Source organism: Arthrobacter sp. YA7-1, assembly GCF_025960325.1.
Lineage (GTDB): Bacteria > Actinomycetota > Actinomycetes > Actinomycetales > Micrococcaceae > Arthrobacter > Arthrobacter bambusae_A.
On the sequence record NZ_CP110114.1, the window covers coordinates 3,423,909 to 3,443,400 of the forward strand.

A 19,492-nucleotide genomic window follows, 5' to 3' on the forward strand; every position below is an offset into this window, starting at 1 on the left:
ATAAGCTGTAACCGGATTCACTAAATGCCTCCGGTGAGTCTGATGCGAACGGAGAATATGGTCCCGGTTCGTTGCAGCGCGTGACTCGTAGCGTTGCAAGGAACCGGGGCCATTGCATTTACGCCCGTCCCTGCCCAACCCGGATCCCAACCCGTCCGGCCCGCCCAACTGACTCGCAGTTGTTGTCGTTATGAAGCGTCAAAACGACAACAACTGCGAGTCAGTTGGGTCCGGGCGAAGAAACTAGCTGGCGCGCTCCACCACGGCGTGGGCGAAGTTCGTGAGCGACTCCTTGACCACACCTTCGGGCAACGGCTTCAAAGCCTCGATGGCCTCGGCGGACCACTGGCGCGCAATCACCCAGGATTCGGCGGTGACAGGATGCTCGCGCAGTCCGGCAACGGCCAAAGCCAACGCCTCATCGGAGGACAGGTCGCCGTCAACCAGCTTCAAAAGTTCGACGGCGGAGTGGTCACCGTTGTCGGCGGCCTTGCGGAGCAAAAGGACGGGAAGCGTGGGAACGCCTTCACGGAGGTCGGTCCCCGGGGACTTGCCGGACTTGACCTTGACGCCAGTTACGTCGATGACGTCGTCAGCCAGCTGGAAGGCCACGCCGACCTTTTCGCCGTATTCCACCAGCACGTCCTCGAAGGCTTCGTCGGCGCCGGCGAAGATGGCACCGAGCTGGCCCGAGGCCGCAACGAGGGAACCGGTCTTGTCGGCGATGACGGACAGGTAGTGCTCCACGGCGTCCTCGCCTTCACGCGGACCGACGGTCTCGTGCAGCTGGCCGAGGCACAGGCGTTCGAATGTGCGGGCCTGGATTCCCAGGGCACGCGACCCGAGTTCGGAGACCAGGATCGAGGCGCGGGCGAAGATCAGGTCGCCCGTGAGGATGGCCACCGAGTTGCCCCAGACTTCGTGCGCCGTGGGGGCGCCACGGCGGTAGGGCGCGGAGTCCATCACGTCGTCGTGATAGAGGGTTGCGAGGTGGGTCAGTTCAACCACGACGGCGGCCTGGACCACTTCCGGCCGGGACGCGTCCCCGAGGTGGGCACACAGCAGAGTCAAGAGCGGGCGGATGCGCTTGCCGCCGGCTTCCACCAAGTGACGCGACGTTGCGTCAGCCAGGGGGTCCGAGTTGGCGATTGCTTCGCGGAGCTTCTTTTCCACGCGCGCAAGGTTCGTGGTGATGGCAGGACCCAGCTCCACGTCCTTGGCGATGGCGGCAAAACCGGCAGGAAGCTGCAGGCCAGTGGCGATCGCGGTGGTGGTGGGACCGGGTTCGACAGCGTCCGGCAAGCCGTGCCCGGCGTGCGTCCAGCTGTGTTCGGCAGAGTGAGTCACGGGTTAACCCTAACTTTTCACGGAGGAAAGCGTTGATTCGGTGCCGGCGCGGGTGAAAGCGGCGGTGGACGTGGTGTTGGACGTGGCCGGGACCAGCATCTCGAGGACGCGGATCGCGCGGTCCTCGAAACCCTTGGCCGACGTATCCGTGAGGTTCGCGAGCATCCGGACCACAAAGCGCATGAGCACCGGGATGGGCATGCCGGTCCGCAGCGCGAGTTTCATGACGGCGGGCTTGCCGATAAGGGCGGCAAAGACGCGGCCCAGGGTGAAGTGCGAACCCCACTGGGCCCGCACATAGTCCGCGTACCGCGAAAGGTGCGCGTCGGCGTCGTCGGCTGTCCACCCGGCCGAACGTGAACGCGATGACGCGTCAATGATGAACTCGGCCGCAAAGCGGGCGGACTCCATGGCATAGGAAATACCCTCGCCGTTGAACGGTGAAACCATGCCGCCGGCGTCGCCCAGGAGGATGAGCCCCGGAGAGTAGTGCGGGGTGCGGTTGAAGCCCATGGGCAGGGCCGCGCCGCGGATCTCCCCCACCTGGTTTTCGGGCGTGAATCCCCACTCGGACGGCATGCCGGCGGTCCATTCGCGCAAGACCTGCTTGTAGTCGAGCTTGCCGAATTCCTTGGAGGAGTTCAGGATCCCGAGGCCGACGTTGGACGTGCCGTCGCCGACGCCGAACACCCAGCCGTAACCGGGCAGCGGTTTGCCGGACTTGCCCGGGAGCTCCAGCCAGCCTTCCATCCAGTCGTCCTCGTGGCGGGGCGAGGTGAAGTAGGTGCGGACGGCGACGCCGAGAGGGCGGTCGTCGCGTTTGTGCATGCCGAGCGACACGGCGGTCCGCGTCGAGTTGCCGTCCGCGGCGAGCACGACGTCGGCATGAAAATCGCGCGTCTCGCCCGTCTTGCGTCCGGACTCGTCGAGCAGCGCGGCGCGTGCGCCGATCACTCGTCCGGCGTCGTCGCGCAGGGCTTCGGTGACGCTGTGCCGTTCAAGCACGACGGCGCCCGCCGACTGGGCGTGCCGGGCCAGCTCCTCGTCGAATCCGAGGCGCGTGCGGATGAGCCCGTACGTGGGAAAGTCGGCGACCTCGGGCCACGGCAATTCAATCGTCCGGCCGCCCGCAATGAGCCTGAGCCCCTTGTTGCGGCGCCACCCGGCGTCCTCGGCGTGCGGGAGGCCGAGCTTCTGGATCTCGCGGACGGCGCGGGGAGTCAGGCCGTCGCCGCAAACCTTCTCGCGCGGGAAGCTGGTCTTTTCCAGCACCGTCACGGAAATGCCCGCCTGGGCAAGGTAGTACGCAGCGGTGGACCCGGCTGGCCCTGCGCCGACTATCAGTACGTTCACAGCGTCCTTGTTAATAGGGCCGGTTAGCGGGACTGATCGCCGGCTTGGCGGCGCGGCTTGATCTGGCGGCGCAGCTTGGCCACGGGAACGCTTTCACGGTGTTCGGCACCGGGCTTCTGGGCGCGGTGCACTGCCACGATGCCGCCGCTCAGGTTGCGGTAGGTGACGTCGGTCCAGCCGGCTTCCTGCAGCCAGGCGGCCAGGTGATCCTGGTCCGGCCACGCGCGGATGGACTCGGCAAGGTACACATAGGCGTCCGGGTTGGAGGAGACCTTCGTGGCGATGGCGGGCAGCGCGCGCATGAGGTATTCGGTGTACATGGTCCGCCAAAGGGGCACCACAGGGGCCGAGAATTCGGCGATAACCAGGCGTCCGCCCGGCTTGGTGACGCGGAACATCTCCGCGAGGGCCTTGTGCGGTTCGTTGACATTGCGCAGGCCGAAGGAAATGGTGCAGGCATCGAAGGAAGCGTCCGCGAAGGGCAGCTTGGTGGCGTCCCCGGCAACGAAGTTGATGTCCGGGCGACGGCGCTTGCCGACCTTCAGCATTCCCAACGAGAAGTCGCACGCCACGACGTCCACTCCGGCGTCGGCGTACGGTTCGCTGGACGTGCCGGTACCGGCCGCAAGGTCCAGGACCCGCTGGCCTACGCGAACGTCCATCGCATCGACGACGACGCGGCGCCAACGCCGGGTCTGCCCCATGGACAGGACATCGTTGACGACGTCGTATTTGGGGGCGACATCGTCAAACATCGTCGCAACTTCGTCCGGACGCTTTTCCAAGGATGCTCGGTTCACCCTGCAATTGTCTCAGACAAATATAGGAAGAACTTTCGGGGCACTCCGGTCCGGGCAGGGTTCGCGTTGCGCGCGGGAGTAATGTTGTTCCATCATGACGAGTACGCTCCGCACCTTGACAGTCCCCCTCGATGTTGATTCATCCTCCGGGGGACTGCCGTCATTTCTGGTCCGGGACGACGTCCTGTGCTGGTCCCGCCGCGAGAACGGACTGGTGGGCTTTGGCGAACTCGCGCGATTCACCGCTTCCGGGCCCGATCGCTTTCTCGAGGCCGACATCTGGTGGCGCCATCTCGTCATCGAGGCCGACGTCACAGATCCCCTTGAGCTCCCCGGTACCGGTCCTGTCGCCTTTGGGTCCTTTGCCTTCTCCAAGACGTCCGCCTTTGAATCCCGCTTGATCCTTCCGGAAATTGTCGTCGGGATCCGGGACGGGCGGTCCTGGCTCACCCAGTTGACGCTCGACGACGTCGAACTCACCGGAGCGGGTGCCCTAGCCGCCCTGGCCGCCTGGCTCAGCCCCGCCGTCGGGCACCCAACTAACTCGCAGTTGTTGTCGTTTAGAGCGCCCAAAACGACAACAAGTGCGAGCCAGTTGGGTGATGGGAAAGTGACGCTCGAGAGCGGTTCGCTGAGCGAAACTGCCTGGAAGCAGGCCGTGGCCGACGGCGTTGAGGAAATCCGGACCGGGAAGCTCGAGAAGCTGGTCCTCGCGCGCGACGTCGTGGCGACACTGCCCGACGGCGTCAACGCCGCGAACGTGCTGCGGCAGTTGGCTGGCCGTTACCGCGAATGCTGGACGTACGGCGTCGACGGCTTGGTCGGCGCGACGCCGGAAATGCTCATCCAAGTGGAGGGCCGCACGGCACAGGCGCGTGTCCTGGCCGGAACGCTCGACCGGCGCGACGCCGAGGGCATGGACGGCTCCCCCATGGAATACGCCGAACGCGTGCTGGCCGGCTCCGAAAAACAACGGCACGAGCACGAGATCGCCATCCAATCACTGACCACGCAGCTCGCACCCTTTTCCGAGGCAATGAACGCCCACAGCGAACCGTTCATCCTGGAACTGCCCAATGTGTGGCATCTGGCATCGGATGTGAAGGCCGAGCTCGCCGATATTGAGGGACATGTCCCTACGTGCCTGGCCCTGATCAACGCACTCCACCCCACGGCCGCCGTGTGCGGAACGCCCACGTTGGTTGCCGGGGAGTTGATCCGGCAGCTTGAGCACATGGATCGCGGACCGTACGCCGGCCCGGTCGGGTGGCTCGACGCCGCCGGCAACGGCGAGTGGGGCATCGCACTGCGTGGCGCGATCATCGAAAGTCCTACAACCGTGCGCCTCTATGCAGGCTGCGGGATCGTCGAAGGCTCCGTTCCCGACGCCGAGCTGGCCGAGACGTGGGCCAAATTCCGGCCCATGCTCGAGTCGCTGGGCATCAGCAGCTAGGCCTCCTGCTTCAGGATTCGGTTCGCAGCCGGCCTCCATGGATGTCTGGGGTGCGAGACAATAGCCACGTTGGGGGTCTTGATTTTTTACTTGGTAGGTTATCCAATAGTAAAACTTAGTTTTCTGTGACGCACATCTCATGTTCGGCGCTACACTATGAACCGATTAGTTTCGCATCCACTGCAAAAAAAGGTAAGAAAATGCAGAAATTCCGTTCGCTTCCGGTCAGTTCGACGCTCAAGGCTGCAACCATCATCGCAATCGGCGCCTTGGCACTGACTGCCTGCACCAATGCCTCCGAGGCTGGCCCGTCGAGTGCCGCTTCGCCTTCCGGCAGTGCCAATGCAAGCTTTGACCCCAGCACCATCGCCAAGGACGACACTCTGGCCGCAATGGTCCCCGCGGCGATCAAGTCCAAGGGCACGCTGACCGTTGGCTCGGACACGACCTACGCTCCCGCTGAGTTCCTCGGACCCGACGGCCAGACTCCTGTCGGTTACGACGTCGACATCGCCAAGGCGATCGGCGCCACACTTGGCCTGAAGGTCCAGGTGCAGACCGCCGAATTCACGGGCATCCTTCCTGCCCTCGGCCCCAAGTACGATCTGGGTATCTCGTCCTTCACCATCAACCCCGAGCGTCTCGGCGCCGTCAACATGGTCAGCTACTTCAACGCCGGAACCGCATGGGCCGTGCAGAAGGGCAACCCGAAGAAGTTCTCCCTGGATGACATCTGCGGCAAGTCCATTGGCGTGCAGACCGGTACCGTCCAGGAAGACCCGGACCTCTCGGGCCGCAACAAGAAGTGCGCAGCTGACGGCAAGCAGCCGATCAACATCGTCACGCTCAAGAACCAGACCGACGTCACCACCCGGCTCGTCAACGGCAGCATCGACGCCATGGCCGCCGACTCCCCCATCATCGGTTACGCCCTGACCCAGACCAACGGCCAGCTTGAGAAGCTCGGCGACGTCTACGACGCCGCTCCCCAGGGCATCGCTGTTGCAAAGTCTGACACCGCCCTCGCCGATGTCATCCAGAAGACACTGACCAAGCTCATGTCTGACGGTTCATACAACAAGATCCTCACTGGCTGGGGCAACGCCGAAGGCGCCATCACCAAGTCCGAGGTCAACCCGGCGGTCAAGTCTTGAGTATTCCCGCCACCGATAACAAATCAGGTGCACAGATGGATCATCATCAAGCAGGCCACGCCGCGCCCGTGCTGAACGATGCGGTGCCGGTCCGGCATCCTGGCCGTTGGATCAGCGCCATCATCATTGTCGGCGTACTCGCGCTGATGGTGCAGAGCGTGATCACGAACCACAACTTCCGTTGGGACGTCGTGGGCACCTACATCCTGGACGTGAAGGTCGTCCAGGGAGTCGGCTGGACGCTGCTCCTGACCGTAGCTTCGATGGTCATTGCGATTGTCCTGGCCATCCTGCTGGCCGTGATGCGCCAGTCAGACAACCCGGTTCTGCGCTACACCTCCTGGGTATGGGTCTGGTTCTTCCGCGGCACCCCGGTCTACACCCAGTTGGTCTTCTGGGGCCTGATCGCTGTCCTCTACCCAAAGATCAGCGCAGGGGTGCCGTTCGGCCCCGAACTGTTCAGCGTGGACACCAGCACAGTCATTACGGCTCTTGTTGCGGCGATTCTGGGGCTCGGCCTTAATGAATCGGCCTATCTCGCAGAGATCTTCCGGGCCGGCCTGAAGTCCGTGGACAAGGGACAGACCGAAGCCGCCGAGGCCCTGGGAATGGGCAAGGGGAAGATCATGTGGCGGATCATCCTGCCCCAGGCCATGCGCATCATCGTCCCGCCGACGGGCAACGAAACCATCGGCATGCTCAAGACCACTTCCTTGGTCCTGGCCGTCCCGTTCACCTTGGACCTGACCTTCGCGACCAACGCCCTGGCCAACCGGATCTACCTTCCGGTGCCGCTGCTGATCGTGGCAGCCATCTGGTACCTCGTCATCACCAGCCTGCTCATGGTAGGCCAGCACTACATCGAGGCCTACTACGGCAAGGGCGTTGACACCAACCTCGCGCCGGCGGTCATCAACCCTGCAGCCGCCAAGGCTGCCGCGGCAGTCGCACCGAGCGCAGAAGCAGAGCCGTCGTTGAAGATGGAATTCCCCGAGGAGGAGGCAAAATGACGATCACCACCCAGAAACCGCTGGTACGGATCGAAGGCCTCCACAAGTACTTCGGTCCCCACCACGTCCTTCGCGGCATCGACCTGACAGTTAACCAGGGCGAAGTGTCCGTTGTCATCGGCCCGTCCGGTTCCGGCAAGTCCACGATGCTCCGCTGCGTGAACCTGCTGGAAACCATCAGCGCCGGCCGCATCTCCGTCGGCGACCAGCTGATCGGCTACCGTGAAGTCAACGGCCGCCTCCACGACCTGAAGGTCAAAGAAATCGCCGCGCAGCGCCGGGAAATCGGCATGGTCTTCCAACGCTTCAACCTGTTCCCGCACAAGACCGCCCTGTACAACGTCATGGAAGCGCCCGTGCAGGTCAAGGGCAAATCCAAGAGCGATGCCAAGAAGGCTGCCCTCGAATTGTTGGACCGAGTGGGCCTGGCCGACCGAGCCAACCACTACCCGGCACAGCTTTCCGGCGGGCAGCAGCAACGCGTCGCGATCGCCCGGGCCCTGGCCATGGAACCAGAGCTGATGCTCTTCGACGAGCCCACCTCCGCCCTTGACCCCGAACTCGTGGGCGATGTGCTTAACGTGATGAAGGACCTGGCCAAGTCCGGCATGACCATGATCGTGGTGACCCACGAGATCGGCTTTGCCCGCGAAGTCGGCGACCGCCTGACCTTCATGGACGGAGGTGTGGTGGTGGAATCCGGTGACCCCCGTGAAATCATCGCCAACCCCCAGCACGCCCGCACCAAGGAATTCCTCAGCCGCGTGCTGTAGGTTCCGGCGACGCCCGATACGCAAAATGCCCTGCGCGGCTGGAATTCCAGCTGCGCAGGGCATTTTGCGCATCGCAAGGAACTGGAACTACTGGGACACAGCCGAAGCCACCGCGGCCTTGATCCGCGCGTGCAAGGGACGCAAGTCTGAACGGTCCGTGCCTACTTCCACAATGCTGCGCCCCTTCAAAGGCGAGGCAAGCACGGCGGCGAGCTCCGCCGTCGTACGCACCGAAGTGTGCCCGACGCCGTATGCCGCGGCCAGCGCGGACATGTCCACGCTGTGCGGGGTGCCGAAAAGGCGCTCGACGGCGGTGCCGTAGCCGGCGTCGTCCTCCACCTTGCCGTGCTCAAGAAGGCCGAAGATGCCCCCGCCGGCGTCGTTGAGGACCACGATGCGCAGGTCCGGTGCTGGCTCTCCGGCTCCGAGGAGGAGGCCGCCGGCATCGTGCAGGAAGGTGACGTCGCCCAGGAGGAGGGTGGTTTCGCGGCCACCGCCGAGGGCGATTCCCGTAGCCGTTGAAATCGTGCCGTCGATGCCGGCCAGGCCGCGGTTCGCGAATACTGTGGCCAACGGTTCGGGGCTGGGCTGCCCGGCGAGGTCGACGTCGCGGATACCGTTGGAGGAGCCCAGGACCAACTGCCCGCGGGCGTGTTTCCAGACGGTGGCTCCCACTGCGGGTCCGTTGGCTGCGGGCTCGGCCTCAAGAACGCCGTCGAGCGCGTGTTGGGCCGCGGCACCCGCCAGGAGCCAGGCGTCGAGCCACTCATCCGAGCCCCTGCCAGCAAACCCTGCCAGTTCAGTCAAAGACTCGAAGCGTTCCTCGCGACGCCGGCCGTGCTCGTACCAAGCCACCGGAACGGGCTCGTACATGGCTGCGGGGAGGTCGTTCCGGGCCAGGAGGGCGGCGACAGGCCTGGACAGCGTAGGCCGACCGAAGACCACCACCCGCTCGATCGGCATCGCCGACCCGGGCCCGAAGTTGTCCAGCATGAGGCGGTACGGCCCGACGGCGTTGGGACCGAAGCGCGCATTGGAGGAGGGCTCGGCGAGCAGGGGAAGGCCATGGGCGCGGGCGAACGCCTCGGCGACCGGTCCGGCGTCGTGCCCTGCCAAAACCACCGTCCGCCGCTCGGCCAGCTCGGCGGGAGCGGGGGGCATGCTCAATGGTTGGGGACCGGAATCGTAGTGGAAGACTCCGTGGCCCTTGGTGGCGGGCAGCGCCTCGCCCGGTTCCGGAACCAGCGGCTCGCGGAACGCGAGGTTGAGCTGCACCGGCCCGGGAGGGGTGTCCTCAAGCGCGCCGGTTGCCGCGTAAATGGCAGTCTCGACGGCCCTCTGCGGGTTGCTTCCAGCGGCGATGTCGACGGCGAAGCGAACGTGTTCGCCGAAAAGGTCCAGTTGGATCGTGGTCTGGTTGGCGCCGGTTCCGTGGAGCTCGGCGGGGCGATCGGCCGAAAGGACCACGAGCGGCACGGCGGCGTGGTTGGCCTCCATGACCGCGGGCAACAGATTCCCGACGGCGGTGCCTGAGGTGGTGAGGACGGCCGCCGGAGCGCCTGTCGACAGGGCCAAGCCAAGGGCCGTGAAACCGGCAGAGCGTTCGTCGATCCTGACGAGGAGCCTGACGTTCCCGGCTGCTTCAGCCTCGGCCAGCGCGTACGCCATGGGTGCCGAGCGCGAACCGGGAGAGACCACCACGTGCCGCACACCGCCGTCGAGCAGGGCCTTGACGGCGATCCGGGCAGCGGCGAGGGAGCTCAGGGAGCCTTGCGAAGTCACCGCACCAGTCTATTAGCGGCGCCTCCCCCCAACGCTCGCTCACGTATCGGGCCCCAAACCGAAACGCCCGCTCACTCCCTTGAAGAGAGTGAGCGAGCGTCAGGCGAAAGACCCACGTAGGTGAGCGGGCGTTGGGAAAAGGGGGAACGGGGACCCTTAGCCGTCCTTGCGGAACACCTGCACAATCGACGGACGCGGGGCGCGGACCTGGCCGGCGGCCGGGGCGGCTCCGGCGCCAACGTAGTCCGGGAAGTACGAGTGCGGAACGTCGAACGTCCCTTCCTCGCCCGGGTGCTGCACGGCGACGAAGACGGTCCGCTCGTCGTCGTGCACGATCGGCCCACAGGTCTCGGCGTCGCGCGGTACGGCGAGGAACTGCTCAACCTTGCCGCGTTCGCTGCCATCCAGGGTGACTTTGAACAGCCCGTCCGCATACCCGATCGACGACGGCGCGCCGTCAGTGGCGATCCACATGTAGCCTGCCGAGTCGAAAGCGACGTTGTCCGGGCAGGAAATGGGCGAGACCTTGTCGGCCGGGAAACCGGAGAAATACGTGGAGGAGTTCTTGGCCGGATCTCCGCAAACCATCAGGAGGGTCCAGTTGAAACGCGTGGAGGTCTGGTCCCCGGTTTCCGTGATTTCCACGATGTGGCCGTCCCGGTTGAGGGTGCGCGGGTTGACCTCGGTGGCGCCTTCCTTGCCGGGCTTGCCGCGGTCCGAGTTGTTCGTGCAGACCACGTAGACCTTGCCGGTGGCCAGGTTCGGCTCGACGTCTTCGCAACGGTCCATCTTCGTGGGGCCGACCTTGTCCGCGGCGAGGCGGGTGTAGACCAGGACCTCGGGGACGGACATGCCCGGAACAGCGGAAGCGCCGTCGACCACCAAGGGAAGCCACTCGCCGGAACCGTCGAACGCGCCGTCGGACGGCAGCTTTCCGGTGCCGTCGATCTCAGCTGCGGGAGAGTCCCCCGTGAACTTGGCGACGTAGAGGTCCCCCTCGGAGAGAAGGTTCATGTTGTTCCGGCGGGCCGCGGCCGAGCCGCCGGCCATGTACTTGCCTTTGGAGACGAACTTGTAGAGGTAGTCGAAGCGCTCGTCGTCGCCCATGTAAGCCACCACACGGCCGGAGGCGGCAACGATCACGTTGGCGCCTTCGTGCTTGAAGCGGCCCATCGCGGAGTGCTTTTTCGGTGTGGAGGAGGGGTCGAACGGGTCGACTTCCACGATCCAGCCAAAGCGGTTGGTCTCGTTGGCGTAACCGGCGTTGTTGGTGTTGAAACGCGGCTCATCCAGTTCCCACTTGCGGGCCGTTGGCTTGTTCGAGAGGCCGTAGCGCTTGTCGGCCGCCGAGGTACCGGGAGCTACGAAATAGCCGTTGAAGTTTTCCTCCCCGGAGAGGATGGTGCCCCAGGGAGTCGTCCCGCCGGAGCAGTTGCCAAGTGTGCCCTTGATCTTCCGGCCGGACGGATCGTCGATGGTCTTGACGAGGTCCGTGCCCGCGGCGGGACCGGTGAGCTCATACGTCGTGTCGGTCAGGAAGCGGCGGTTCAGCGGCGCGCCCTTGACGTAGCTCCACGGCTTGTTCTTGTTCTTGCGCTCGAGTTCAACAACCGTGAGCCCGTGTGCGGCACGTCCGATCGCGCGCGCCTCCGCAGCCGCCAAAGTGGCCGGGAACATGATGTTCTCGTTGGTGTACTCGTGGTTCGTGAAGAGCACGGCACGGCGGTCCTTGGAATCCGGGATGGGCAGGATGTCCGTGTAGTCGTTGTTGTAGCCGAACTGGCGGGCCTGCGCTGCCGCGGTCTGGCCGTTCAGCTCGAAGGCCGGCGAGTCGGCAAAGAGCGGATCGCCCCAACGGATGATCGGCTGCCACGCGAAGCCATCCGGCACGGTGATCGCGTCAACCGTGTAGTCGACAGGCTTGATCGGCGCGAACTTGAGCTTGGCCTTGTCGAAGCCCGTCTTTGCCGCCGCGGACAGGCCGGTACCTTCGGGAACGTTGCCAGGCAGGTTGCCGCCCAGCACGACGGCGAGCGCGCCCACGGCGCCGAAGCCCAGGGCGGCGCGGCGGGACACAGCTGCGGAAGCGATGTCGCGGAAGTAGGCGTTGGAGCTCGTGTTGCACACCTCGCCCGAGCAAGCGTTGTCGCACTTCAGGGCGCACGTCACGGGGCTGCGCTTGCCCTTCGTATGGCCGAGCATCGGGAGCAAGTCGAACTTGCGCTTGGTTGATTCAGACATGGGAAATACCTCCGGGGATTGAGTGATTTCCCCACCCTTACAGCGCTAGCGGAATCCGAGAGGACACCCCGGTAAAATTCCTGTGAATTCCCAGACTTTTCCCAGCATTCTATGCATTCAGGAGCGCGTGCACGCGACAGAGCCGGTCCAACCACCAGTCGCGACGTCCAGCGGGAGCCGCGTACCGCTCCAGCAGCCCCTCGTCGGCGACGGCTTCGCGGACGCGGATGGCGCCGTCGTCGGGCACTAACGGATCCTGCGTGATGTCGGAGGCGAACAGCCGCACGGTCCCCAGCCCGCACGCGTACGGCAGCTCCGGCAGCGCGGCGGCGAGCGCGAGGCCCGCGCGGATCCCCACCGAAGTGTCCAGCGCCGAGCTCACGACGGCGGGAAGCCCGGCTTGCGCGACTATGTCCAGCGCGCGCCGCACTCCGCCAAGCGGCGCCACCTTGACCACGATCAGGTCGGCCGCGCGGGCGCGCGCCACCTTGAGGGGATCGTCTTCCTTCCGCACGGATTCGTCGGCGGCGATGAGCACGGGCGTCCCCTGCTGCGCTAGCCGTCGGCGGACTTCGGCGAGGCCCTCGATGTGCGGCACAGGCTGTTCGGCGTATTCGAGCCCGACGGCGGAGAGTCGCCCGAGTGCCTCAACCGCCTGCGGCACGTCCCAGCCTGCGTTCGCGTCCACACGGATCGCGGCGTCCGGCAGGGCCTCCCGGACCGCGGTGACGCGCGCGACGTCGTCGGCCAGTTCCTGCCCGCGCTCGGCGACCTTGACCTTGACGGCGTCCACGCGGCCGAAGCGTTCCAGGACCTCGGGCACCCGGGCGGCAGGTACGGCGGGGACGGTGGCGTTGACGGGAATGATGTCCCTTAGCTGCGGCGGAAAACCTTGCCATGCGGCTTCGACGGCGGCGGCGAGCCAGCGGGAAGCCTCGGCGTCGCCGTACTCCGGGAACGGACAAAACTCGCCCCATCCGGCCGGTCCGAGGAACACGAGGGTCTCGCGCTCGGTGATTCCCCGGAACTTGACCCGCATCGGCAGGCTGACCACCTTCGCGGTGGCAAGGAGCTCGTCGAGGGCGGGGAGTGGAGGCATGGTTTCACTGTAGCGTGGGGCGGGCTGGGCCGGTTCCCGGGGTGGGGCGCACCCTCAGATGCTCGCTCACTTTTGGGGCGTTTTCGGCGGACGCTCGCTCACTGGGTGAGCGAGCGATCGGCTGGACGGCCATATAGGTGAGCGAGCGTTCCGGCCTTGGGAAACGGGCGGTAAGCCCTCACACGCGTTAGGTAGAATGCAGCAAGAAACGGAACAACAGTCGGAGGAGCCCGCATGCAGCGCAAAGCCACAGCACTCGACGTCGCGAAACGCGCGGGTGTCTCGCGGAGTGCGGTGTCGCTGGTGCTCAACGGCCGCGGGGACGGCAACGTGGCCAAGGAAAGCCAGGACCGGATCCGGCAGGCGGCCGCGGACCTGAACTACTCCCCCAACCCCATCGCCCTGAGCCTGCGGAACCAACGAACTCGCGTGATCGGGATCGTTTCGGACGAGGTGGTGGTGAGCCCGTTCGACGGCAACATCATCGGTGGCGCCGACGACGTTGCCCGCGCCCACGGCTTTGTCACCGTGGTCATGGACACCGAGCGCGACGCCTCCCGTGACGAGAGCGCCGTCGAGACCCTGTTGGACCGGCAAGTGGACGGGCTGATGTACGTCACGGTCGGTTTGAAGCCGCTCGACGTGCCCCACGGCATGCTGCGCGTCCCCTCCGTGCTCGCCAATTGCTATGACAGCAGCCCCGCCCCGCAGCTGCACCACGTGATCCCGGACGAGGTTTCCGGCGGTCGGGAAGCCACCGAGCACTTGCTTCGGCTGGGCCATCGCGATATCGCTTTCCTCGCCGGGGCCGCCACCTCCCCGGCTGTGCCGTTGCGCATCGTGGGGCATCGGGAAGCCATGGCCAAGGCCGGCATCCCCGTCCGCGAAGACCGTGTGTTCATGGCCGGTTGGGATATCAACGACGGTTTCCAGGGCGCCATGGGACTGCTCTCCGCCACCCAGCGCCCGACGGCGATCGTGTGCGCCAACGACCGGCTCGCCGTCGGCGTCGCCCTGGCCGCGGCGCGGCTGGGCCTCGACGTACCGCGGGACCTCTCGATCATTGGTTATGACGACGAATTCCGCATCGCGGCCACCATGGTCCCGGCGCTCACCACCATGGCGCTCCCCCTGCGCGAAATGGGCGCGGCCGCGATGAGCATGTTGCTCGAGCAGATCGAGGATCCGGCCAAGCGGTCGACGTCGGACGGCAGCGGCCATCTGGAAACCATGGTTCCGTGCCGTTTGGTGGTTCGCGAGTCGACCGGGCCTGTACCGGTCCTCTAGATCCGACAAAAGGTCGAGTGCCCGACGGCGGCCTGCCGCCTATGCCGGCAGCTTCAGTTCCCAGACGTCCGCTAGCGCACCTTCGGGAAGCTCAAGGCGCCACGTTTCCCCGGTCGCTGGGTAGGCGCGGAGTGTCGTGGCCACGGAACCGGTCCGATACACCTCCACCAAGGACGCATCTATGAAGATCCGCAGTTCTTCGCCCTCGGACAAAGACCCCGCAAACACGACCTGCCGTTCCGCGCCGGAGGCCAGGACCAGCCGGACCTCGCCGGCACCGGGGCCGCCAGTCACAACAGCCTCGGCAGACGGCGGCAAGTCATCCACCCCGGACGCCCTGCCGGCAGTCAGGGTGCCCCGATACGCCTCGACCTCCGGCGCAGGAGCAACCACCAGCGCACCGCCCTCAACCGAGAGGAAGCGCGGGTGGGTTAGGACGCCCGCCCAGCCCGCGGCGTCGATCTCCGCTTGCGAACGGCCACGCCGGCCATCACGGCCGGGGCCTTCGTTGGCCCATCCCCACAGCAGGGCACGCGGCGCCGCCCCGGACCCTGACGCAGAATCCAGCTGAACAATCTGGGGAGCATAGAAGTCCCGGCCAAGGTCGGACCTGCCGCCGGAACGCGGGACGAACACGGGCAGTCCCGTCGACGGGTCCTCAGCCAAGGAGCCGATCAGGTGGCCCACCCCGTTGGCGTGCTCGTGATCATCGCCGGAGAGCCAGAGGGAGAACATCATGACCCAGGTGTCGGCCTCGCCGGAAGACGAGGGCACCTGGACCAGTTGCGGGCACTCCCAGATCTCCGCCGGAGCGTGCGCAGCCGCCACCGGGTTCTCGGTGGTCAGCCAAATGCCCTGGTACTTCCAGTTGGACATGTCCTCCACCGTGTACAGCAGCAGAGCAGCATGTCCATTGGCGAGCCCCGCGCCCTGCATGGCGTAGCGCTTGCCGTTGACGTGGAAGATGAAGGGGTCGCGCACGGCCGTGACCAGGCCGTCGTCCGGCATGGAAGCGGCAATGTGACCATCCTGTTCCCACGTCACCAAGTCCGCGGAGCCTCGGGAAATCACCACTTGCGAGTGTCCGCCGTCGCCCCGCACGCCCGAGTACGCGGCGGTGGGGACACTGCCGTCGTCGGTCACCACCCCGGTCCAGCAACCGAACTCATCCGGGCCGCCGTCCTGCGGGCGCAGCGCGACAGGGCGCTCATCCCAATGAACCAGGTCCGGGGAGCTGACGTGGCCCCACTGGATCCGGTGGTGCCGGGCCGATTCCGGGTTGAACTGGAAGAACACGTGGTAGCGGCCGTTGATGTAGCTGATGCCGTTGGGGTCGTTGATCCAGCCTTGCGCCGGCCGGGGGTGGAAACGCGGGAAAGCGGGGTCCGGGTGGGTGGCCGCCGCGGCTAGAGCAGGGGCGGAAGATATGACGTCCGTCATCGAAGTCCTTTCAGGGAAGTAGGGCTATTTGCCGGTGCCGGCGGTGAGTCCGTCACGCAAGGCGCGCTGGCCGAACATGAACACCACCAGGGCGGGAATCATGGAGAGGATCACGCCTGCGAGCACCACGGAGATGCTGCCCGTGCCGAGGTTGCCCTGCAGCGAGACCAAGCCCAGCGGGAGAGTGAAGTTCTGCTCGGAGATGGTCAGGATGAGCGGGCGGAAGAACTCGTTCCAGTGGTAATTGAAGGCCAGGATGCCCACGATCGCCATGCCCGGCATCGCGAGCGGCGCATAGACGGAACGGAACGTGCGCCAGGGCGAGGCGCCGTCGATCGCCGCGGCCTCGCCCAAATCACTTGGCAGCCCCAGGAAGTATTGCCGCATCAGGAAGGTGCCGAACGCCGTCGGGATCGCCGGAAGGATCAGCGCGAGGAGCGTGTCGGACAGACCGATGCCGCGGATCAGCATGAAGACCGGAACGATCGTCACCTGCGCCGGCACCATCATGGTGGCCAGCACAATCGAGAACAGTGCCCCGCGGCCGCGGAACTTGAGGTTCGCGAACGCGTAGCCTGCCAGCGCCGCCGTGAACATTTGCCCGACGGCGATCAGTCCCGTCACGAGTGCGCTGTTGAGGACCAGAAGCATGATGTTGAGCTGTTTGAAGACCTGGTCATAGGACGAGAAATCGGGGTTGAGCGGAAGGAACGACGGCGGCAGCTGGAACGATTCCGCCGGTGGCCGCAGCGAGGTGGACAGGGTCCACAGCACCGGACCGAGGATGAAGACGGACGCGATCAGGAGCAGAACGATTCGTCCCGCCATGCTCCAGTTCCGCTTCTTGCGGGGCGCGGGCCGCTGGGGAGCCAAGCGTTCGACGGCGGCGCGCTGGGTTGAGGTTGTAGTCATGGCGGGCCTTACTGGTAGAAGACGAATCGTTTGCTGAGCCGGAACTGTGCGGCGGTGATGGCCATGATGATCAGCGTGAGGATGACGCCGATCGCCGAGGCCTGGCCGAATTCGAGGCGCTGGAACGCGGACTCGAAGATCACCATCACGGCAGTGCGCGTGGAGTCGCCGGGGCCGCCGCGGGTCAGGACGTAGGGCTGGTCGAACACTTGCAGGGCGTTGATGATCGCCATGACGGATGCCACCAGCGTGGTGGGGCTCAGGAGGGGCAGCGTCACGTGGAGGTGCTTGCGCCAGCCGGTGGCGCCGTCGATCGACGCGGCCTCATACGTTTCGGTCGGGATCGACGCGAGGCCGCCGATGAACAGCAGGAACGAGAACCCGAAGTTCTGCCACACGTACACGAGGATCACGACGGCGGCAGAACCGGCCGGCGTCGTCAGCCAGGGGACGGCGGGGATGCCGACGAAGGACAAGAGCCAGTTGACCACGCCGAATTGTTCGTTGAACAGGTAGCGCATGAAGATGGAGACCGACGCCGCGGACAGGATCAGCGGGAAGAAGAAGGCGCTGCGGAAGAAGACGCGGAGCCAGGCCGGGAGCTTCTCCTGCACCATGATCGCCAGTGCTAGTGCGAGGCCGAGCTGAAGCGCGACGGCGACCACCACGAACATGATGGTGTTCAGGAACGAGACACGCACCGTGGGGTCCTGGACCACTTCGGCGAAGTTGTCGAACCCGACGAAGCTTGGCGCGGAAATGATGTCCCAGCGGAAGAAGGCGAGGACCACGGAAGCGACGATCGGCACGAGCGTGAACAGCCCCATGCCCAGGATGGTGGGAGCCAGGAACGCCCAGGGCAGCCAGCGCTGACGCTGCCTTCCGGTTGTGTCGCTCCCCGGTGCGGCGCCGTTCCGGCGTTTGGGCCCCGCGCCGTTGCGGCGTTTGGTGGACATGCCCGTTGTTGCCGTGCTCATGCCTGCCTCCTCAAGGCGATCTCAAGGTCGCGTTGCATGGAGGCGAGGGCCTGCTTGAGCTGGTTCTCATCACCGCTGACGGCCAGGGATACGTTTTTCATCAGGGCGGTCTCGACGGCGGCCTGCTGGGGCGGCGCCGGGATGGGACCTGTGGTGGGGAATTTGTCGAGGGTGTCGTAGAAGACTTTCCAGTGCTTGGGTCCGCGGCCTGCGTACAGCTGTTCGTTGACCATGGAGCGGCGCGCCGGGGTGGTGTTCGGCGTCGGGAAGACCAATCGCATGGCTTCCAGGCTGGAGGCGAACTTGAGCCATTCCCAAGCCGCGTCCTTGTCCTTGGCGGTCTTCATGATGGCGTAGCCGGCGGTGCCGAATTGGTGCCGTTGGGTGCGCCAGCGCGGGAAGAACTGGACGTCGAAGTCGTCTTCCTTCATTCCGGCTTCGTGGAGGCCTTCCACCCAGTAGCCGCCGGCCGGGGTCATGCCGATCCTGTTGGAGGCGAACAGTCCGACGAGTGAATTTCCGCCGCCTTCTTCCGGTCGGACACCGAGGCCATCCTTGACGAGGCCGCGGAGGTAGTCGAACGATTCGTACACCCGCGGGTCATCGGCATTGGGTTCAAGCCACTGGTAGCCGCCGGAGCGCAGTCCGCGGGACGGATCCTGGGCGTAGAAGCTGTCCCAGAGCCATTCGCCGCCGGTGGACTTGGATTCCTTGAGGAAGCTGGTGTCGTTGGCATAGAGCCAGGGCACCACACCGCCGAAGAGCCTGTTGGTCCAGTAGTACGGGGTGAAGTCCTGGGGCCTCGCTTTGCGCATGGCCGCAAGGCTGTTGCGGAAATCGACCTGGGTCCAGTTGTCCGCGGGACGTTCGAGTCCGGCTTGCTGGAGGGCCGAGGTGTTGTAGTACATGTTGGCGGCGTTCCAGTCGATGGGGAGCTGGAACAGGCTGCCCTTGTACATGAACGCCTCCACGAGGCTCGGGTGGACGTCCGCGAAGTACTCCTTCATGTCCGCGGCATCGCGGCGAAGGTACTCGTCCAAGGGGTGCGCCAGCTTCTCGGCGAAGAGCTGGGCACCTTCGGTGGCCACGTAGACCACATCCGGCGGCGTTCCTGCTGCCACCATCGTGAGGATCTTGGTGAAGAAGTCCTTCCAGTCCGCGGCCTGGATGGCCTGGACCTTCACCTTGATTTCCGGGTGCACTTTCGCGAACGCATCGATGACCCGCTGGCGGGCGGCTGCGTCCGCCGCGGTTCCCAAGATGGCGATGCTAAGGCTGTTGTCCCCGCGGCCCGGGATGTCCATGCCGGTCAACCGCGGCCACGACGCCACCGTTGCTCCGACAATTCCCGCACCCAAGGCACCAAGGGCTGTCCTGCGTGAGATCTCACGCAGCTTCCCATTGCTTCCTGCCATGTTCAATTCCTTCCTAACACGTGTTAGGTAGCGTAAATCCATCGCCTAACACGTGTCAAGCGTCACATTCGTGTTACGCCCCCCTCACCCCATCCACGACCCCCTTCACGACGCCCGCTCACATATCCGCCCCAATCCCCAAACCCCCGCTCGGATATGGAGCCAAACCGGCAAACCCCCGCTCACATATCCGCCCCAATCCCCAAACCCTCGCTCAGGTCTTGCGGCCCAACCCCAGGCGGACCCCCAGACCCGAGCGAGCGTCCGCGCACAACCCGCCATACGTGAGGGAGCGTCCACCCACAACCCGCCATACGTGAGCGAGCGTCCACCCACAACCCGCCATACGTGAGCGAGCGTCCACCCACAACCCGCCATACGTGAGCGAGCGTCCACCCACAACCCGCCATACGTGAGCGAGCGTCCACCCACAACCCGCCATACGTGAG

15 protein-coding genes are annotated in these 19,492 nt (G+C 65.5%); 5 read left to right on the top strand and 10 right to left on the bottom strand.

Going from position 1 to position 19,492, the window contains the following annotated elements:
• Positions 1–243 precede the first annotated feature (243 nt).
• The 3 genes from OIT41_RS16050 to OIT41_RS16060 are packed head-to-tail and all read right to left on the bottom strand — an operon-like array spanning position 244 to position 3,500.
• A complete protein-coding gene (locus OIT41_RS16050) occupies positions 244–1,347 on the bottom strand; it encodes a polyprenyl synthetase family protein (RefSeq protein WP_264636807.1) in 1,104 nt (367 codons plus the stop codon).
• 9 nt (positions 1,348–1,356) lie between these two features.
• Positions 1,357–2,700, bottom strand: a complete 1,344-nt coding sequence (locus OIT41_RS16055; protein ID WP_264636809.1) for a geranylgeranyl reductase family protein — start codon at positions 2,698–2,700, stop codon at positions 1,357–1,359.
• Positions 2,701–2,723: 23 nt separating this feature from the next.
• Positions 2,724–3,500 (bottom strand): demethylmenaquinone methyltransferase, encoded by a 777-nt coding sequence (locus tag OIT41_RS16060; RefSeq protein ID WP_078107836.1) that lies wholly within the window; start codon positions 3,498–3,500, stop codon positions 2,724–2,726.
• A gap of 94 nt (positions 3,501–3,594) precedes the next feature.
• Between OIT41_RS16060 and OIT41_RS16065 the strand changes: the two genes are divergently transcribed.
• From OIT41_RS16065 to OIT41_RS16080, 4 genes are all read left to right on the top strand, one after another.
• A complete protein-coding gene (locus tag OIT41_RS16065; RefSeq protein ID WP_264636810.1) occupies positions 3,595–4,953 on the top strand; it encodes an isochorismate synthase MenF in 1,359 nt (452 codons plus the stop codon).
• Between the two features lie 200 nt (positions 4,954–5,153).
• Positions 5,154–6,107, top strand: coding sequence for an ABC transporter substrate-binding protein (locus OIT41_RS16070; RefSeq protein ID WP_241707017.1), 954 nt, complete (start codon positions 5,154–5,156; stop codon positions 6,105–6,107).
• Positions 6,108–6,142: 35 nt separating this feature from the next.
• Positions 6,143–7,117, top strand: a complete 975-nt coding sequence (locus tag OIT41_RS16075; RefSeq protein WP_241707016.1) for an amino acid ABC transporter permease — start codon at positions 6,143–6,145, stop codon at positions 7,115–7,117.
• Positions 7,114–7,890, top strand: coding sequence for an amino acid ABC transporter ATP-binding protein (locus OIT41_RS16080; protein WP_274619627.1), 777 nt, complete (start codon positions 7,114–7,116; stop codon positions 7,888–7,890). The genes OIT41_RS16075 and OIT41_RS16080 overlap by 4 nt, the downstream gene beginning before the upstream one ends.
• Positions 7,891–7,977: 87 nt before the next feature.
• On the opposite strand, the gene menD is transcribed toward OIT41_RS16080, so the two are convergent.
• The 3 genes from menD to OIT41_RS16095 form a co-directional block, all read right to left on the bottom strand.
• Entirely contained in the window at positions 7,978–9,672 is a 1,695-nt protein-coding gene (gene menD, locus OIT41_RS16085; RefSeq protein ID WP_264636811.1) for a 2-succinyl-5-enolpyruvyl-6-hydroxy-3-cyclohexene-1-carboxylic-acid synthase, read from the bottom strand.
• A 156-nt stretch (positions 9,673–9,828) separates the two neighbouring features.
• Entirely contained in the window at positions 9,829–11,913 is a 2,085-nt protein-coding gene (locus OIT41_RS16090) for a PhoX family protein (RefSeq protein WP_264636812.1), read from the bottom strand.
• Between the two features lie 109 nt (positions 11,914–12,022).
• The gene (locus tag OIT41_RS16095; protein ID WP_264636813.1) at positions 12,023–13,012 is read right to left on the bottom strand and encodes an o-succinylbenzoate synthase; all 990 of its coding nucleotides are present in this window, start codon (positions 13,010–13,012) and stop codon (positions 12,023–12,025) included.
• Positions 13,013–13,246: 234 nt separating this feature from the next.
• Here OIT41_RS16095 and OIT41_RS16100 point away from each other — a divergent pair, with 234 nt between their 5' ends.
• Positions 13,247–14,299 (top strand): LacI family DNA-binding transcriptional regulator, encoded by a 1,053-nt coding sequence (locus tag OIT41_RS16100; RefSeq protein ID WP_241707012.1) that lies wholly within the window; start codon positions 13,247–13,249, stop codon positions 14,297–14,299.
• A 39-nt stretch (positions 14,300–14,338) separates the two neighbouring features.
• On the opposite strand, the gene OIT41_RS16105 is transcribed toward OIT41_RS16100, so the two are convergent.
• The 4 genes from OIT41_RS16105 to OIT41_RS16120 are packed head-to-tail and all read right to left on the bottom strand — an operon-like array spanning position 14,339 to position 19,043.
• Entirely contained in the window at positions 14,339–15,739 is a 1,401-nt protein-coding gene (locus OIT41_RS16105) for a glycoside hydrolase family 32 protein (RefSeq protein ID WP_264636814.1), read from the bottom strand.
• A gap of 24 nt (positions 15,740–15,763) precedes the next feature.
• Positions 15,764–16,651 (bottom strand): carbohydrate ABC transporter permease, encoded by an 888-nt coding sequence (locus OIT41_RS16110; RefSeq protein ID WP_078107826.1) that lies wholly within the window; start codon positions 16,649–16,651, stop codon positions 15,764–15,766.
• 8 nt (positions 16,652–16,659) lie between these two features.
• Positions 16,660–17,628 (bottom strand): carbohydrate ABC transporter permease, encoded by a 969-nt coding sequence (locus OIT41_RS16115; RefSeq protein ID WP_264636815.1) that lies wholly within the window; start codon positions 17,626–17,628, stop codon positions 16,660–16,662.
• The gene (locus OIT41_RS16120; RefSeq protein WP_078107824.1) at positions 17,625–19,043 is read right to left on the bottom strand and encodes an extracellular solute-binding protein; all 1,419 of its coding nucleotides are present in this window, start codon (positions 19,041–19,043) and stop codon (positions 17,625–17,627) included. Before OIT41_RS16120 ends, OIT41_RS16115 begins: the two co-directional genes overlap by 4 nt.
• Positions 19,044–19,492: the final 449 nt, after the last annotated feature.

Excerpts from the sequence above, each read along its gene's own strand:
- OIT41_RS16065 (WP_264636810.1), top strand. The coding sequence starts at position 3,595 with ATGACGAGTACGCTCCGCACCTTGACAGTCCCCCTCGATGTTGATTCA.
- OIT41_RS16080 (WP_274619627.1), top strand. The coding sequence starts at position 7,114 with ATGACGATCACCACCCAGAAACCGCTGGTACGGATCGAAGGCCTCCAC.
- OIT41_RS16090 (WP_264636812.1), bottom strand. The coding sequence starts at position 11,913 with ATGTCTGAATCAACCAAGCGCAAGTTCGACTTGCTCCCGATGCTCGGC.
- OIT41_RS16115 (WP_264636815.1), bottom strand. The coding sequence starts at position 17,628 with ATGAGCACGGCAACAACGGGCATGTCCACCAAACGCCGCAACGGCGCG.
- OIT41_RS16070 (WP_241707017.1), top strand. The coding sequence starts at position 5,154 with ATGCAGAAATTCCGTTCGCTTCCGGTCAGTTCGACGCTCAAGGCTGCA.
- OIT41_RS16120 (WP_078107824.1), bottom strand. The coding sequence starts at position 19,043 with ATGGCAGGAAGCAATGGGAAGCTGCGTGAGATCTCACGCAGGACAGCC.
- OIT41_RS16100 (WP_241707012.1), top strand. The coding sequence starts at position 13,247 with ATGCAGCGCAAAGCCACAGCACTCGACGTCGCGAAACGCGCGGGTGTC.
- OIT41_RS16110 (WP_078107826.1), bottom strand. The coding sequence starts at position 16,651 with ATGACTACAACCTCAACCCAGCGCGCCGCCGTCGAACGCTTGGCTCCC.
- OIT41_RS16075 (WP_241707016.1), top strand. The coding sequence starts at position 6,143 with ATGGATCATCATCAAGCAGGCCACGCCGCGCCCGTGCTGAACGATGCG.
- OIT41_RS16105 (WP_264636814.1), bottom strand. The coding sequence starts at position 15,739 with ATGACGGACGTCATATCTTCCGCCCCTGCTCTAGCCGCGGCGGCCACC.
- OIT41_RS16095 (WP_264636813.1), bottom strand. The coding sequence starts at position 13,012 with ATGCCTCCACTCCCCGCCCTCGACGAGCTCCTTGCCACCGCGAAGGTG.